The organism is Gemmobacter megaterium (genome assembly GCF_900156815.1).
GTDB lineage: Bacteria > Pseudomonadota > Alphaproteobacteria > Rhodobacterales > Rhodobacteraceae > Wagnerdoeblera > Wagnerdoeblera megaterium.
Genome location: NZ_FTOT01000007.1, coordinates 100,382 through 114,383, shown reverse-complemented (window position 1 = coordinate 114,383; position 14,002 = coordinate 100,382). Strand labels below are relative to the sequence as shown.

General features: G+C 64.7%; 13 protein-coding genes. 2 read left to right on the top strand and 11 right to left on the bottom strand.

The features are described from left to right. Window positions 1-2: 2 nt before the first annotated feature. The 8 genes from BW970_RS15765 to BW970_RS15730 form a co-directional block, all read right to left on the bottom strand. The gene (locus BW970_RS15765) at window positions 3-1,145 is read right to left on the bottom strand and encodes a CaiB/BaiF CoA transferase family protein (protein ID WP_076533190.1); all 1,143 of its coding nucleotides are present in this window, start codon (window positions 1,143-1,145) and stop codon (window positions 3-5) included. Beyond that, the gene (locus BW970_RS15760; RefSeq protein WP_076533188.1) at window positions 1,142-2,395 is read right to left on the bottom strand and encodes an acetyl-CoA hydrolase/transferase family protein; all 1,254 of its coding nucleotides are present in this window, start codon (window positions 2,393-2,395) and stop codon (window positions 1,142-1,144) included. Before BW970_RS15760 ends, BW970_RS15765 begins: the two co-directional genes overlap by 4 nt. Further along, complete coding sequence (locus BW970_RS15755; protein ID WP_076533186.1) at window positions 2,395-3,561, bottom strand: acyl-CoA dehydrogenase family protein; 1,167 nt, start codon at window positions 3,559-3,561, stop codon at window positions 2,395-2,397. Before BW970_RS15755 ends, BW970_RS15760 begins: the two co-directional genes overlap by 1 nt. Window positions 3,562-3,583: 22 nt before the next feature. Continuing rightward, a complete protein-coding gene (locus BW970_RS15750; RefSeq protein ID WP_076533184.1) occupies window positions 3,584-4,777 on the bottom strand; it encodes a CaiB/BaiF CoA transferase family protein in 1,194 nt (397 codons plus the stop codon). 189 nt (window positions 4,778-4,966) lie between these two features. Beyond that, window positions 4,967-5,428, bottom strand: a complete 462-nt coding sequence (locus BW970_RS15745) for a MaoC family dehydratase (protein WP_076533182.1) — start codon at window positions 5,426-5,428, stop codon at window positions 4,967-4,969. A 50-nt stretch (window positions 5,429-5,478) separates the two neighbouring features. Further along, a complete protein-coding gene (locus BW970_RS15740; protein WP_076533403.1) occupies window positions 5,479-6,492 on the bottom strand; it encodes a TRAP transporter substrate-binding protein in 1,014 nt (337 codons plus the stop codon). 34 nt (window positions 6,493-6,526) lie between these two features. Further along, entirely contained in the window at window positions 6,527-7,813 is a 1,287-nt protein-coding gene (locus tag BW970_RS15735; protein WP_076533180.1) for a TRAP transporter large permease, read from the bottom strand. Continuing rightward, window positions 7,813-8,379, bottom strand: a complete 567-nt coding sequence (locus BW970_RS15730) for a TRAP transporter small permease (protein WP_076533178.1) — start codon at window positions 8,377-8,379, stop codon at window positions 7,813-7,815. The genes BW970_RS15735 and BW970_RS15730 overlap by 1 nt, the downstream gene beginning before the upstream one ends. 272 nt (window positions 8,380-8,651) lie before the next feature. Between BW970_RS15730 and BW970_RS15725 the strand changes: the two genes are divergently transcribed. Continuing rightward, window positions 8,652-9,437 carry an IclR family transcriptional regulator gene (locus BW970_RS15725; protein ID WP_076533177.1) on the top strand — a complete coding sequence of 262 codons (786 nt, stop codon included), beginning with the start codon at window positions 8,652-8,654 and terminating at the stop codon, window positions 9,435-9,437. 5 nt (window positions 9,438-9,442) lie between these two features. On the opposite strand, the gene BW970_RS15720 is transcribed toward BW970_RS15725, so the two are convergent. Then, window positions 9,443-10,927, bottom strand: coding sequence for a class I adenylate-forming enzyme family protein (locus tag BW970_RS15720; RefSeq protein ID WP_076533175.1), 1,485 nt, complete (start codon window positions 10,925-10,927; stop codon window positions 9,443-9,445). Window positions 10,928-10,936: 9 nt separating this feature from the next. Then, window positions 10,937-12,100, bottom strand: a complete 1,164-nt coding sequence (locus tag BW970_RS15715) for an acetyl-CoA acetyltransferase (RefSeq protein ID WP_076533174.1) — start codon at window positions 12,098-12,100, stop codon at window positions 10,937-10,939. 148 nt (window positions 12,101-12,248) lie between these two features. Between BW970_RS15715 and BW970_RS15710 the strand changes: the two genes are divergently transcribed. Then, window positions 12,249-12,755, top strand: a complete 507-nt coding sequence (locus tag BW970_RS15710; RefSeq protein WP_200799302.1) for a helix-turn-helix domain-containing protein — start codon at window positions 12,249-12,251, stop codon at window positions 12,753-12,755. On the opposite strand, the gene BW970_RS15705 is transcribed toward BW970_RS15710, so the two are convergent. Then, window positions 12,752-13,957: a glycosyltransferase gene (locus BW970_RS15705; RefSeq protein WP_076533171.1), complete on the bottom strand. Its 1,206-nt coding sequence runs from the start codon at window positions 13,955-13,957 to the stop codon at window positions 12,752-12,754. The two genes, BW970_RS15710 and BW970_RS15705, sit on opposite strands and share 4 nt — an antisense overlap. Between the last annotated feature and the right edge of the window lie 45 nt (window positions 13,958-14,002).

Sequence of the window (14,002 nt, the reverse complement as noted above, 5' to 3'; positions counted from 1 at the left end):
GGTTACAGCAGAATGCCGGCTGCACGCAGTGCCGCGCGGCGGTGTTCGGATATGCCCCAGCCCCCCAGCGCCGCCGTTCCGGCCCCTCGCGGTTGTGGTGCCGAGGGGGTGCCGGATGGCGTGGCGGAAAACCGGGGCGCGGGCGCGGGCTGGGCGTGGCCCGCCACGGTGATCCAGGCCTGCCGTTCAAGTGCGGCAGGATGAGCCTGCGCCTGGGCAAAGGTCAGGACCGGCGCCGCGCAGGCGTCGGTGCCTGCAAAGATGGCGGCCCAGTCGTCGCGGGTCCGGCTGGCGATGCGCCCGGCGATCCGTGCGCGGGCCGCAGGCCAGTTGGCCCGGTCGGTGACATCGGGGAAGGTTGTCGGCTCGAACCCCAGCCCGGCCAACAACTCGTTGCGGAACTTGGTCTCGATGGGCGCGATGGCCAGATAGCCGCCGCAGGCACAGATATAGCTGTCGTAGTGTGGCGCGCCCGTATCCAGCAGGTTCTCGCCGCGCCCGCCAGAATGGATGCCTGCCGCGATCAGGCCCAGCAGCGGCGTGGCCAGAAGCGATACGCCGTCCACGATGGCCGCATCGACGACCTGACCCTGCCCCGTGGCGCGGGCGGACTGGATGGCGGCCAGCAGGCCGATGACCATCATCAGGCTGCCACCGGCAAAGTCACCCAGCAGGTTCATGGGCGGCACCGGCGGCCCTTCGGCCCGCCCCAGCCTGTCCAGGACGCCAGTCTGTGCCAGATAGGTCAGGTCATGCCCTGCGGTCGGCGCCAGCGGCCCGGTCTGGCCCCAGCCGGTCAGGCGGCCATAGGCCAGGCGTGGGTTGCGCGCGAGGCACGGATCGGGCCCCAGCCCCAGCCGTTCCATCACACCGGGGCGGAACCCTTCGATCAGCCCATCCGCCTGGGCGATCAGATCAAGCACCAGCTCGACCGCTTCTGACTGCTTGAGATCAAGCGCCACAGAGGCCCGGCCTCGGGCCGCGAAGTCGCAATCCACCGGGCGTTCGATCCCGTTGCCCGATGGTACAAGCCGGTCGATCCGCAGAACCTCGGCCCCCAGATCGGCCAGAACCATCGCGGCAAAGGGGCCAGGGCCGATGCCGACCATTTCCACGAACTTCAACCCGGCAAGCGGCCCTGTCATCCGATGCCCCTGTCGCGCCAACTGCGCGCCAGCGCCTCGCGGTGTTCGGGTGCAGCGATGGCGATCATGCGTCGCGCGCGTTCCGCCAGCGGCAGGCCGCGCAGTTCGGCGACGCCATGTTCGGTGACGATTGTATCCGCATCCGCGCGGCCACATGTGGCCACACCCACCCGTGCGACGATGCGGCTGGCGCCCTTCGGTGTCACCGATGGCAGCGCGATGATCGACCGGCCCCCGGCCGAAAGCTGGGCTGCGCGGACATAATCCACCTGGCCGCCGACGGCGCCCAGATAGCGCCCGCCGACCTCTTCGGATCCGACCTGCCCGGTCAGATCGACTTCCAGCGCCGAGTTGATCGCGTGAAAGCGGGACAGACTGGCGATGATGGCGGGATCGTGGGTTTCCTCTTGTCCGGCAACCCGCATGGCGGGGTTGCAGTCGGCCATTGCATAAAGGCGCGGCCCGCCGATCAACATGCCAAAGACCGAAACACCCCCATCCCGCTCCTTGTGCGCGTTGGTCAGGACTCCGGCCTCGATCAGGTCTGCCACGCCATCCGGTGCCGCGCCCGAATGCAGCCCCAGATCCCTGTGGCCCGAAAGCGCGCCCAGAACCGCTGCGGGAATGGTGCCGACCCCCAGTTGGATCACCGCCCGATCGGGGATCAGTGCGGCAACATGCGCGGCCACCTGACGGTCGGTTTGCGACAGTGGCGCCGTCGGCAGGGTGACGGGGGGCTCTGCCCCCTCGATCAGCGCGGTGATCGGCAGATCGTCGATGTCGCCGCCATGGCAAGCCGGCAGATGGGGGTTGAGTTCGGCCACGACGACCCGTGCCGTGCGGGCAACGCGCGCGACGAAGTCCCGGCTGAGGCCAAGGTTCCAGCCCTTGCCGCTGGCCGACGGGCGCAGTTGCAGCAGGACCGCATCCACCGGCATCCGCTGGCTGCCCATCGTCGCTGCCAAGGCAGAGACATGCAGGGGATAGATTGCCAACCGTCCGTCACGCGCCAGCCGCGCCCCGGCCCCAAAGGCGCCATAGCACTCCAGCTTCAGCACCTCCGGCAGATCGCCGATCCAGACATCCGACCACATCGGGCCCAGGAAAACCGGAACCTCTGCCGTGGGGGGCGCCGCCACCAGCCGCCGCGTCAGCGATACCGGCTCTGCCGTGCCTTGCCCGACCAGGACACGGCCGCCCGACCGAAGCAGGGCGCCATAGTCCAGCCTGTCTGCCGCGACCGCCTGCATCAGTATGACTTCGGCAGGCCCAGAACCCGCTCGGCAATGAAGGACAGCACCAGTTGCGGGCTGATCGGGGCGATGCGCGGGATCATCACTTCGCGCAGGTAGCGTTCCACGTGATATTCCTTGGCATAGCCAAAGCCGCCATGGGTCATTACCGCCTGTTGGCAGGCGTTGAACCCGGCTTCGCCCGCCAGATATTTGGCTGCATTCGCCTCGGCGCCGCAGGGTTGCCCGCTGTCATAGAGCCAGGCTGCTTTCATCACCATCATCCATGCCGCTTCCAGCTCGCACCAGTTCGTGGCAAGTGGGTGCTGGATGCCCTGGTTCTGGCCGATGGGACGATTGAAAACGACGCGCTCCTTGGCATATTGGGTCGCCTTGCGCAGCGCCGCCATGCCCAGCCCGACGGCTTCGGCCGCAATCAGGATCCGCTCGGGGTTCATTCCCTGGAGGATGTATTCAAACCCGCGCCCCTCTTCGCCGATCAGATCTTCGGCGGGGATCTGGAAATCCTCGAAGAACAGCTCGTTCGAGTCGACGCATTTGCGACCCATCTTCTCGATCTCGCGCACCTTGATGCGGTCGCGATCGAATTTCGTGTAGAACAGGCTCAGGCCGTGGGTGGGTTTCTTGACCTCGTCCAGCGGGGTGGTGCGGGCCAGCAGCAGGATGCGGTCGGCCACCTGCGCGGTAGAGATCCAGACCTTTTGCCCGTCGACATGATAGGTGTCGCCCTTGCGCACCGCGCGGAGCTTGAGTTGGGTGGTGTTGAGCCCGGTGTTCGGCTCTGTCACGGCAAAACAGGATTTCTCGCGCCCCTCGGCCATGGGGCGGATCATGCGGTCTTTCTGCTCCTGCGTGCCGAACACATCCACCGGCTTCAGTCCGAAGATGTTGATATGGACCGCTGATGCCCCGGACAGGCCGGCGCCGGATTCGGCGATGGTGCGCATCATGATCGCGGCTTCGGTGATCCCGAGTCCGGCGCCGCCCTGCGCTTCGGCAGTGCAGATACCCAGCCAGCCTTCACGGGCCAGGGCATCGTAGAAATCCTGCGGAAAACCGCCGTCCCGGTCGCGTTTGAGCCAGTAGGCATCGTCGAATTTCTCGCAGATGCGCGCAATGGCATCGCGGATGGCTTCCTGGTCTGGGGTCAGTGCGAAATCCATGTCATCCTCCGTTGGCGCGGCGTCAGCGCGCCGTCACAACCTTGTCGCGCACCAGCGCGTCGATTTCCGGCTGGCTCAGCCCTGCTTCGCGCAGCACTTCCAGCGTGTGTTCGGCGAAATTCGGCGCCAGCCGCGGCGGTTCTACCGGCGTTCCCGACATGCGGACGGGGTTCGCCATGGTGACGATCTGGCCCTCGGTCGGATGCTCTGCTGGCTGAAAGAAGTTCACGGCTTGCAAGTGCGGATCCTTCAGGACGCTTTCGAACGTGTGCATCGCCATCACCGGCACGTCGATCTCGTCCAGCAGGCTGATCCAGTCCTCGGAGGTGCGGGTCTCGAATTTCTCCAGCAGCCAGGCGTAGACCACGTCATAGTTGCCGTTCCGCCCGCGAAAGCTGCCAAAGCGGGGGTCGTCCATCCGTTCGGGCTCGCCTATGGCCTTCAGGAACCGCCGCCAGTGGTCGTCGGTGTAAATCAGGGCGCAGACATGGCCATTGGCGGTCTTGAGCGGTCGCCGGTTCGGCGCAAGCTGCCGGGCATAGCCCCCTCGATCAAGCGGCGGATCATAGGTCAGCCCGCCCATGTGATCGGCCAGGATGAATCCCACCATGGTTTCGAACATGGGCACATCCACCCGCTGACCTTTGCCAGTGGAATTCCGCGCCACGACGGCGGCAAGTATCGCCGAGAGCGCCATCAGCCCGACCACCCGGTCGGCCACCGCCGAGGGGATATAGCGCGGCTCGGTGCTGCCCGAGGCCTGAAACAGATGCGCAACCGTGGCGCCGCCCTGGATCAGGTCGTCATAGGCCGGGCGTGCCGCATAGGGGCCGTCCTGACCATAGCCGTAGAGGCCGGCATAGATGATGCCGGGGTTGGCTGCCGCCACATCCTCGTACGACAGGCCGAGCCGCGCCATGGCGGCAGGCCGGACATTGTAGACCAGAACATCGGCATCCTTGCACAGCCGCAGCAGTAGCGCCTTGCCTTCGGGAGATTTGAGGTTGATCGAAATGGACCGTTTCGAGCGGTTGGAGTTCAGGAACATCGGCCCCATGTCGGGGTGCCGGCCCGATCCGATGGATCGCACGAGGTCGCCGACAGGGGCCTCGACCTTGATCACATCGGCGCCGAAATCCCCCAGAAACTGGGTCGCATACGGCCCCATTACCACCGATGTCAGGTCGATTACCTTTAGCCCGGCCAGCGGTCCCATGGCTGCAATGTTCCTTGTCTTGGTTCCGGTATGTAGACGGATCATGCATAATTTTGGATCATGTCAGGCGCACTTTCGCAAGTGGTTCGGCGCAGATTCCTGAAAAAATAGATCTTTTTGCGCAAATATTTGAGGGCGCCCGAAGGCGCCCCCCCAAATCTGTTCAGAATAGTGAACGAATCTTGCAGGCTATTCCGCCGGTGGACCCGCCATAAGCCGCAAGGGGGTGTACACCATGACGACCTCGCCGCGCTGGTTGACCACCTCGTTGCGGGTGCGGACCAGTCCGCGCCCGTTTTTCTGTGCAGCGCGCTGCTCTGTCACTTCGATCTCGACGTGAATGGTGTCCCCCTGCACAACTGGCGCCTTGACGGTCAGTTCCATCCCGAGAAAGGCCAGCCCGGTGCCCTGGCCGGTGGCGTTCAGAACCAGACCTTCGCATAGCGACAGGACCAGCGCGGCGGGCGCGGGGCGACCGGGAATCGCCGAATGACCGGCGCGGAACTCGGCATCCACAAACAGCGACTCCAGCATCCCGGCCACCGAAACGAAATTGACGATATCGGTTTCGGTGATCGTCCGGCCAAAGGTGCGAAAGCGGGCACCGACGGGCAGCTCGGTCCAGTAGTAGCCTTGGCCGACTAGTTTCATGGTGGTCCTCCCGGCGGGTGTCCGGGCGCTATTGGCGCCCGGAGCGGCCACTACTGTTCCAGCGCGTCGCGGAAGGCGGCGAGGATGGCGCGCGCAGGCCGTCCGCGGCCCTCCAGCGTGTCGGCCCATTCGTCACCGACCGTGGCCATCATCTCTGCCACCTTCGCGGCATCGGCTGGCGGCAGGTCCACGAAGGTGACGCCCGCATCGGCGATGGTCTGCTTGTCCTTTCCGTCGAGCTCGTCCGCAATCTCGCAGCCGTGCATCGTTGCGGTCTCGCCGGCGTCCGCCAATGCGGTCTGCACTTCGGGGGCCAGCTTGTCCCAGCGCGTCTGGCTGATCGTGTAGGTGACGACGAACGACCCGAAGTTCGTGTTCTGGGTGGCATATTTCAGATGGGGATGAATCTCGTACGGCAAGACCGAGGAATGCGGGAACAGGATGCCATCCAGGGTGCCACGCGAAATGGCCTCGCGCGATTCCGGGGCGGGAATGCTGACCGGAACGGCGCCGACCAACCGGGTTGCGATCTCCTTTGATGCGCCGGTCGAGCGCAGCTTGAGCCCCTTGAAGCTGTCAATCCCGGTGATTTCCTTCGACTTGGTAAAGATCTGATAGGGTGGCAACACCATCACCATCAGGACGCGCACGCCGTTGGGCGCAAATTCGGCCTTGTCCAGTGCGCCGCCCGGTTTGGCGATCTGCCAGAATGCCTTGGTTCCGGCGCAGGATGTGGTGAATGCCTCGGGCAGTTCACCGACCGACGACAGCGGCAGCTTGTCGGCCACATAAGACGCGCCGACATATCCGACGTCCAGCACGCCGCTTTGCGTCAGTTGCAGCAGATCCTTGGCCTTGCCCATCTGTTCGGCAGGGAAATATTCAAAGGTGACGGCGCCGTTCGTGTTCTTGGTGACCAGTTCCATCCAGTACTTGGTCATGTTTTCGGCGATGTAGTGGCCAACGGGGAAGCTGTCGCCCACCCGGATCGTTTCTGCCATTGCCGGCAGTGCTGCGGTGGTCATAAGGGCGGCAAGTGCCGCGCCTGCTGTTGCCTTGATCATTTCCATCTCCTCCACTGGATGCTGATCGGTTTCGTCAGTTCATTTGCGACGGCAGCCACAGGACCAGCGCCGGAAACAGCGTCAGGGCCGCGATCACCAGAAGATGCGCCCAGACATGGGGCATCACGCCGCGGAACAACTCGCCCAAGGGGCGGCGGGTATAGCGTGCGACGACAAAGACATTCATGCCAAGCGGCGGCGTCACCATGCCGATCTCTGCCGTCACCACCACGATGACCCCGAACCAGATCGGATCGAACCCCAGTTGCAGCACGATGGGCAGCACAACCGGCACGGTCAGGATCAGAATGGCGATCTGATCCATGAAGAAGCCGAGGATGATGTAGCCCAGCAGGATGACGCCCATGATGGCCAGCGGGGTCATCGGCAGTGCGCCGACCCAGTTCGCCAGGTCGTTCGTCACCCTGGTGATGGTGAAGAAATAGCCAAAGACATGCGCGCCAAGGATGATGAACAGGATCATGCAGGTGGTATGCGTGGCGCGACGCAGGGCGCCCCACAGGGCCGGAAACGTCAGTTTCCGTTCCATCATGGCCAGCAGCATTGCTGCAAATGCCGCAATCCCGGCCGCCTCGGTCGGGGTGGCGATGCCGGTATAGATCGTGCCTGTCACCGACAGGAACAGCACCAGCATGGGCCAGACCCGCCGCAGGGACCGCACCTTATCCCCAAAACTGTAGCGCTGCCCCGGCGGGGCCGAATGGGGCCAGATGGCGACAAGCAGGGCGACCGTCAGGATGATGGTCATGGTGACAATCAGGCCGGGGATCACCCCGGCGATCATCAGGCGAGAGATCGAGACATCCGCAAGGATGCCATACAAGATCAGCGCGACAGACGGCGGTATCAGCATGGCCAGCGTGCCGGAAATCGCCACGACACCCCCTGCCAGCTTGGGCTCGTAGCCCTGCCGCATCATTTCCGGTAACGAGGTCGAGGCCAGGGTCGCCGCCGCCGCGGTGCTGGAGCCGGAGATCGCCCCGAACCCCGCGCCCGCAATCGCCGTGGCCATCGCCACCCCGCCACGCAGCCGGCCCACCCAGATCGTTGCCGAGCGAAACAGATCCGATGCGATGCCGGAAATGATGACGAACTCTGCCATCAGGATGAACATCGGAATGGTGATGAGTTCATAAGAGTTGGCGGTGGACAGCGGTGTTGTTCCCAGGATCCCCATCAGGATCGGAAATCCGCCATAGAAATACAGACCCAACGCGCCCGAGATCGCCATCGCCAGCGCGACGGGCAGGCCCACGACCAGCAGCACCACCAGCAGGACAAGAACAACGGTTACCAGCATCAGACGCCTCCGTCTTCGTCTGCGCGTGGCGGTGCAGGCTCCAGCCCCGGCGTGACCGTGCCGGTGATCAGCGCCGTGCCATGACCCCAGACCCGCACCAGACAGCGCAGGGTCATCACCGCAGATCCGATCGTCACCATGGCATAAGGAACCCAAGTGGGCAGCGCGACGGTCGAGGCGATGCGGTCATCATTCGCCCAGGCCGAGGAGAACCGCAGCCAGCCGCCCCAGCCGATCAGCGCGACCACACACGCCGCTGCGGCGTATCCAAGGGACAGCGACAGATGCTTGAGGCGCGCGGGCAACATCGGCTGGAATACGTCCACCGCGATATGGCTGTGATGGGTCAGCGTGTCGGGCAAGGCCAGAAAGAACACGGCGACCATCATATACAGGCCGATCATGTCGTAGGACCATGACAGCGGAGAGGAGAGCGCATAGCGTCCAAACACATCAGCGACGACAATCAGCATGATTGCCATCATGGCCAGCGCAGAGACGGACATGAATATGGCTTCCAGCCGCCCCAACCAGCCAGAGGCCGGGGGTGTTTCCGTTGCTTGCATTGTCCTCCCCTCCTGTGGCGGCGGCGGAGGCCGCTACAGACAGTGTTCCGTTATTTATACATTTGGTCCGTATATGTGAATGAAATGGAGTTGGGTGATTGTGTCAACAGTCACAGTGAAGGAATTGGCAATCTTTTGCGCGATAGAATCCGGCCTTGTTCCCGGAAGCGTGAACAAGGCAGTTGCGGCTGCATCTGTTGTTCTTATATATAGACAACTCAGGCCGCATCTTCGGCGGATGATCTTCTGTGCCGGCAGCGAAAGGGCCCATCATGCTTGTCAGACAGGTCGCCAATGTTCTTGATCTGCTGGAGTTTTTCGCGGACCGAGGCAAACCCGCCAGCCTGGCCGAGGTGTCGCAGCACTTTGGCTGGCCGCGATCATCGACATTCAATCTGTTGTCCACCCTGAGCGCGCGGGGCTTCCTGTTCGAGCCAGAGGTGCGGGGGCGCTTTTATCCTACCCCGCGCTGGCTGTCGTTGGCACAGGCCATCGTCGCGGCAGAGCCATTGCCCGAATCGCTGCTGCGCCTTGCCCGTGACCTTGGCGAACGCACCGGCGAAACCGTCTGCATCGGCGCTGCAGCGGGCACCAGCGTGGTGTTTCTGGAGGTGATTCAATCCTCGGCCCGCGTCCGCTATGCGGCAGAAGTCGGCCAGCGGATCCCTATCCATGCAACGGCCTCGGGGCAGTCGATCATCAGTCAGTGGCCCGAGGCGCAGCGGGCGGCGTTGCTGCGCAAGGTGGTGTTCGAACGCTATGGCGTCGGCACCCCGCTAAGCGTTGAGGCCGTCGAAGACCAGATCCGCGCCGGTCTGCATCGCGGGTGGTTCCGCAGTGCATCGAACTACAGTGTTGATCTTGGCGGCGTGTCGCTGCCCATCGCAATAGAAGGGCGGATCTATTGCGTCACGGTCGCGGGGCCGTTGAATCGCATGGAGGCAATCATGCCCGATATCGCGCGCCAGTCGCACGAGGCGATCGGGCGCCATTTCGGGCCTGATTACCTTGCGACGCAGATCCAGGGCCTGACCGTACCGCCGCGCGATACGGTCTGATCGGGTCATCGTTTCAGCCAGATGCGCAGTTCGGTTTTCAAGACCTTGCCATAGCTGTTCTTTGGCAAGGCGTCCGCAATCTCGTAGCGCTTTGGCCGTTTGAAGCCTGCAATGTTGTCCTTGCACCAGCGGTCCAATGTCGCCTGATCTGCCGCCTTGCCAGGGGCAAAGACAACGAAGGCGACCACCTGCTCCCCCCAGTCGGGATCGGGCTCGCCCACCACGGCCACTTCGAACACTGCCGGGTGGCGCAACAGAACCTCCTCGACCTCGCGGGGGTAGATGTTGGTGCCGCCCGAGATGATCACATCCTTGCTGCGGTCGGTCAGGTACAGGAACCCGTCGGCATCCATATGCCCCAGATCGCCCGTATGCAGCCAGCCGCCGCGCAGTGTTTCGGCGCTGGCTTGCGGGTTTTGCCAATATCCCTTCATCACGGTAGGGGCCTGCACGCAGATCTCGCCGGTTTCGCCGGCAGGCAGCGGTGCATCATCCGGTCCCAGAATGGCCAGTTCGCACGCGCCCTGCGCCACCCCGACCGAGGCGCGCCGGTCACGCCAGCGCGGATGCGTGGTATCGGCCACCAGATCGCGCGACAGGTAAGAGATCGTCATCGGGCTTTCGCCCTGTCCATATATCTGGACAAATCTTGGGCCAAACTGTGCCAGCGCCTCGTCTATGTCGGCGGCATACATCGGGCCGCCGCCATAGATGATCGTCCGCACGCCGGTGCCATCCCAGCCCGTCTCGCGCGCCAGCGTGATCAGCCGCTTGACCATGGTGGGGGCTGCAAACATCACCAGCCCGCCAAGCCGCCCCGCCAGATCATGGATCTCGGCACTGTCAAAGCCGCGCGACAGCGGCACGACATGCGCGCCCGCCGCGCGGATCTGGGCGAACATGTACAGCCCCGCGCCGTGCGACATCGGCGCGGCATACAGCATGTGGTCGCCCCGCTGGGGCCGGTCTACATCGGTGGCATAGGACAGCGACATCTGGATCAGGTTGTCATGGGTCAGCATGACCCCCTTGGGCCGTCCCGTGGTGCCCGAGGTATAGAACAGCCAGCCCAGATCGGCGGCGCCTTGCACCGCCGGGGGTGTGATCGGTGCCCCGCGTGCCACGGGGGCCGCCAGTGCCAGTTCTGCGCGGCCATCGAATACGTCGCCGCCATCGGTCAACACCAGCCGCGCGCCGGAATGGTCCACAATCCATTCTGCCTCGCGCGGGTGCAGCTTGTGGTTGACCGGCACAACAACCGCGCCAACCCACCAGACAGAATGCAGCGCCTCGATATACTCCGGCGCATTCCTGGCAAAGATCGCCACCCGGTCGCCGGGCCCGATCCCCCGCGCTGTCAGATCGGCGGCGCGGTCGCAGACAGCCTGCAACAGCCCCGCATAGTCGTGTTTCAGTGCCCCGCCATCAATAACGGCCGGGCGCAATGGCCAGGCCCTTGCGGTCTGGTATAGCCAGGTTGCAATGTTCATCGCCGGGCCTCAGGCGCGGTCGGCCTGAAGGATGGTGGCATAGTTTGCCACCGCCGCCCCGCCCATGTTGAATGTCAGGCCCCATTCGGCGCCCGGTTGCTGCATCTCGCCGGCCTGTCCGGTCAACTGGCGGAACGCGATGGCGTGCATGGATACCCCCGTCGCGCCGACCGGGTGCCCCTTGGCCTTCAGCCCGCCCGACAGGTTCACCGGGGTCTTGCCATCGGCCAGCACGCGGCCATCCTCGATCGCGCGGGCGCCCTGGCCCTTGGGGGTAAGGCCCATCGCCTCGTATGTCAGCAGTTCTGCCGAGGTGAAGCAATCATGCACCTCGGCGAAATCCAGATCGTCCACCCCGATTCCGGCTTTGGCATAGGCGGCACGGATGGCACGCTCCGGCCCTTCGAAGGCGACGAAATCGCGCCGCGACATCGGCAGGTAGTCCGACACATGTTCTGCCGCTGCGATCCGCACCCGGCGCGGGGCATCGCCTGCATCGCCCGACAGCACGATGGCCGCCGCCCCATCCGTCACCAGCGAGCAATCGGACAGCCGGAGCGGGGGCGCGATCAGCGGGTTCTTGTCGCTGACCTGGCGGCAGAAGTCGTAGGTAAAGGGCTTGTGCATCTGCGCCAGCGGATTCTTCATCGCATTGGCATGGTTCTTGGCGGCGATGCGGGCCATGGCATCCATCGGGTCGTTATAGCGATCGGCATAGGTCTGCGCCGCAATGGCAAAGACCTGCGGAAAGCTCAGCGCCGCTTCGGCCGGGTCGTTCTGGTAGCCGGCACCGGCCAGTGCCGCCGTTACATCGGGAGTGCTGCGGTGGGTCATCTTTTCTGCGCCGACCACCAGGACATGCCGCGCCTTGCCCGAGAGGATCTGGTTGATCCCGGCATGAATGGCCGCCGCGCCAGAGGCGCAGGCATTCTCGCACCGCGCCGCAGGTTTGAACCGCAGCGCCGGATGCGCCTGATGTATCAGCGATGCGGCAAACCCGTCACTGACCAGACCCGAGTTGAAGTGACCCAGAAACACCGCGTCAATATCGGCGGGGTCCAGCCCGGATTCGGCAAGCGCCTCTTGTGCGGCGGCAACGATCAACTCTTCCAGTGTCTCGCTCAGACGGCCAAAGCGGGTATGACCGCTGCCGATGATGTGGATGTCCTGCATGACCAATCCTCCCTGACCTTCAGCTTCGCGCAGAACGGGGGCTTGGTGATATACGTAAAAACCTGTAGAAAGACACGTAGAAAACCCGTATCCATCGCTTTGCATGACACCCTCCGATCTCTCACAGCTTGGCTTTCAGGAGGCGCCCGTGGCGCTGATGATCCTGTCCAACAGGCACATCCAGCAGGTGAATGCCGAATTCGAAACGCTGTTCGGCTGGCCCCAGCCTGAGATCGAGGGGCAGTCGGTGCGCCTGCTGTACCCCTCCAGCATAGATTATGAAAAGACCGGCAGCCGCTGGGCCCGCCGTCTGGCGGGGCAGCAGCGGCACGAGGATGAACGCTTCATGCGCTGCCGGTCGGGTGCCACATTGTGGATGCGCGCGCGCGGCCGCACCCTGACACCGGACGAGCCGTTCCGTCTGACTCTCTGGGCCTTTGATCCGTTGCCCGACCGGATCACCGGGACCGATCCGCTGACCCTGCGGGAACGCGAGGTGGCGGGATATGTCGTCAACGGTCATTCCAGCAAGGAAATCGGCATTGCGCTGGGCATCTCCCCCCGGACGGTCGAGGTGCATCGGTCGGCCATCATGCGCAAACTGGGTGTTGCAAAGGTGGCAGAGCTGGTGGCGCGACTGACCGGCCGAGGTTAGCGGACGATCAGGCTTGCCAGTTTGGCCGCCTCGCGGGCAATATCGTGCCGGTCCAGCACGCGGGCGCGGCCTGCCTGACCCATCGTCATCAGCCGGTCATTGGGCGTTCGAGCGAGCGTGACCATCGCCTCGGCCAGCGTGATGGCGTCACCCGCAGGGACCAGCCAGCCCGTTTCGCCCGGCACCACCAGTTCCGGCACCCCCGCAATCGACGTGGCCAGAACCGGGCGTGCCGCGGCCATCGCCTCCATCACCACCATCGGCAGGCCCTCGGCAAAGCTGGGCAGGACCAGCACATGGGCGTCGGCCAGTTCGGCGCGCACGCCTGCCTCGTCCAGCCAGCCGGTCAGCCGCACGTGGCGGGCCAGACCGCGCGCGGCGATTGCGGCCTCGATCGGGGCGCGCAACTCGCCGTCTCCGACCAGTGTCAGGCGCAGATCCGGCGCCTGTTGAACCGCCAGCGCCAGCGCCTCTATCAGCAACATCTGGCCCTTTTGTTCCGACAACCGACCGACAGCGACCATATGGCCCGCGCCTGACGGCATCGGAACCGGGTCCGCAAAGCGGTTGGGGTCGATACCGCAGTGCACCACCTGGATCCGTGGCCAGTCGGCGAAATCGGCCCATCGCATCAGTTGACTGCGGCCAAAGCTGGAGATGGCCACGGTGAACGCGGCATGGCGCATCTTTTCGCCCAGCGACAGGGCGCGCGGGGCGTCGAACTCCTCGGGCCCGTGCACGGTGAAACTGTAGGGGATGCCGGACAGAACATGCGCCAGCATGGCGACCGTGGCGGAGTTCGTTCCGAAATGGGCATGGATATGATCCACGCCACGCTGCTGGCAATGTCGGGCGACATAGGCGGCCTCGGCCAGATAGACCAGATGCCGCGCCACCCCGCCGGTGCCTGGCACCCCACCGCGCCCCCGGCGGCCACAAGCCACGGCGAGCTTTGCCGCCCGTATCATCCGCGCGAAGGGGGCGGCCAGGCAGGCCCCCAGCAGGGCAACGGCACCCTGATCCAGCACGCGATGCGTGGCGGCTGCCTCGGTCCGGTCGTCGGCATCGACAAGCGGCGCGGTATCGGCGCGCATCGCGAGGCGGATCACCTGATGGCCCTGCGCCTCCAGCGCGCGGATCTCGCGCCGGATGAAGCTGTGCGAGGGCCGGGGATAGGTATTCACGACATAGGCGATCTTCATGGCCGCTCCGCTTGGTCAGTGGCGACCATAGCCGCGCGGGGGCTT

What these genes read in the sequence shown, in the direction of transcription:
- BW970_RS15765 (WP_076533190.1), bottom strand. Translation starts at nt 1,145, where the DNA reads ATGACAGGGCCGCTTGCCGGGTTGAAGTTCGTGGAAATGGTCGGCATC.
- BW970_RS15760 (WP_076533188.1), bottom strand. Translation starts at nt 2,395, where the DNA reads ATGCAGGCGGTCGCGGCAGACAGGCTGGACTATGGCGCCCTGCTTCGG.
- BW970_RS15755 (WP_076533186.1), bottom strand. Translation starts at nt 3,561, where the DNA reads ATGGATTTCGCACTGACCCCAGACCAGGAAGCCATCCGCGATGCCATT.
- BW970_RS15750 (WP_076533184.1), bottom strand. Translation starts at nt 4,777, where the DNA reads ATGGGACCGCTGGCCGGGCTAAAGGTAATCGACCTGACATCGGTGGTA.
- BW970_RS15745 (WP_076533182.1), bottom strand. Translation starts at nt 5,428, where the DNA reads ATGAAACTAGTCGGCCAAGGCTACTACTGGACCGAGCTGCCCGTCGGT.
- BW970_RS15740 (WP_076533403.1), bottom strand. Translation starts at nt 6,492, where the DNA reads ATGATCAAGGCAACAGCAGGCGCGGCACTTGCCGCCCTTATGACCACC.
- BW970_RS15735 (WP_076533180.1), bottom strand. Translation starts at nt 7,813, where the DNA reads ATGCTGGTAACCGTTGTTCTTGTCCTGCTGGTGGTGCTGCTGGTCGTG.
- BW970_RS15730 (WP_076533178.1), bottom strand. Translation starts at nt 8,379, where the DNA reads ATGCAAGCAACGGAAACACCCCCGGCCTCTGGCTGGTTGGGGCGGCTG.
- BW970_RS15725 (WP_076533177.1), top strand. Translation starts at nt 8,652, where the DNA reads ATGCTTGTCAGACAGGTCGCCAATGTTCTTGATCTGCTGGAGTTTTTC.
- BW970_RS15720 (WP_076533175.1), bottom strand. Translation starts at nt 10,927, where the DNA reads ATGAACATTGCAACCTGGCTATACCAGACCGCAAGGGCCTGGCCATTG.
- BW970_RS15715 (WP_076533174.1), bottom strand. Translation starts at nt 12,100, where the DNA reads ATGCAGGACATCCACATCATCGGCAGCGGTCATACCCGCTTTGGCCGT.
- BW970_RS15705 (WP_076533171.1), bottom strand. Translation starts at nt 13,957, where the DNA reads ATGAAGATCGCCTATGTCGTGAATACCTATCCCCGGCCCTCGCACAGC.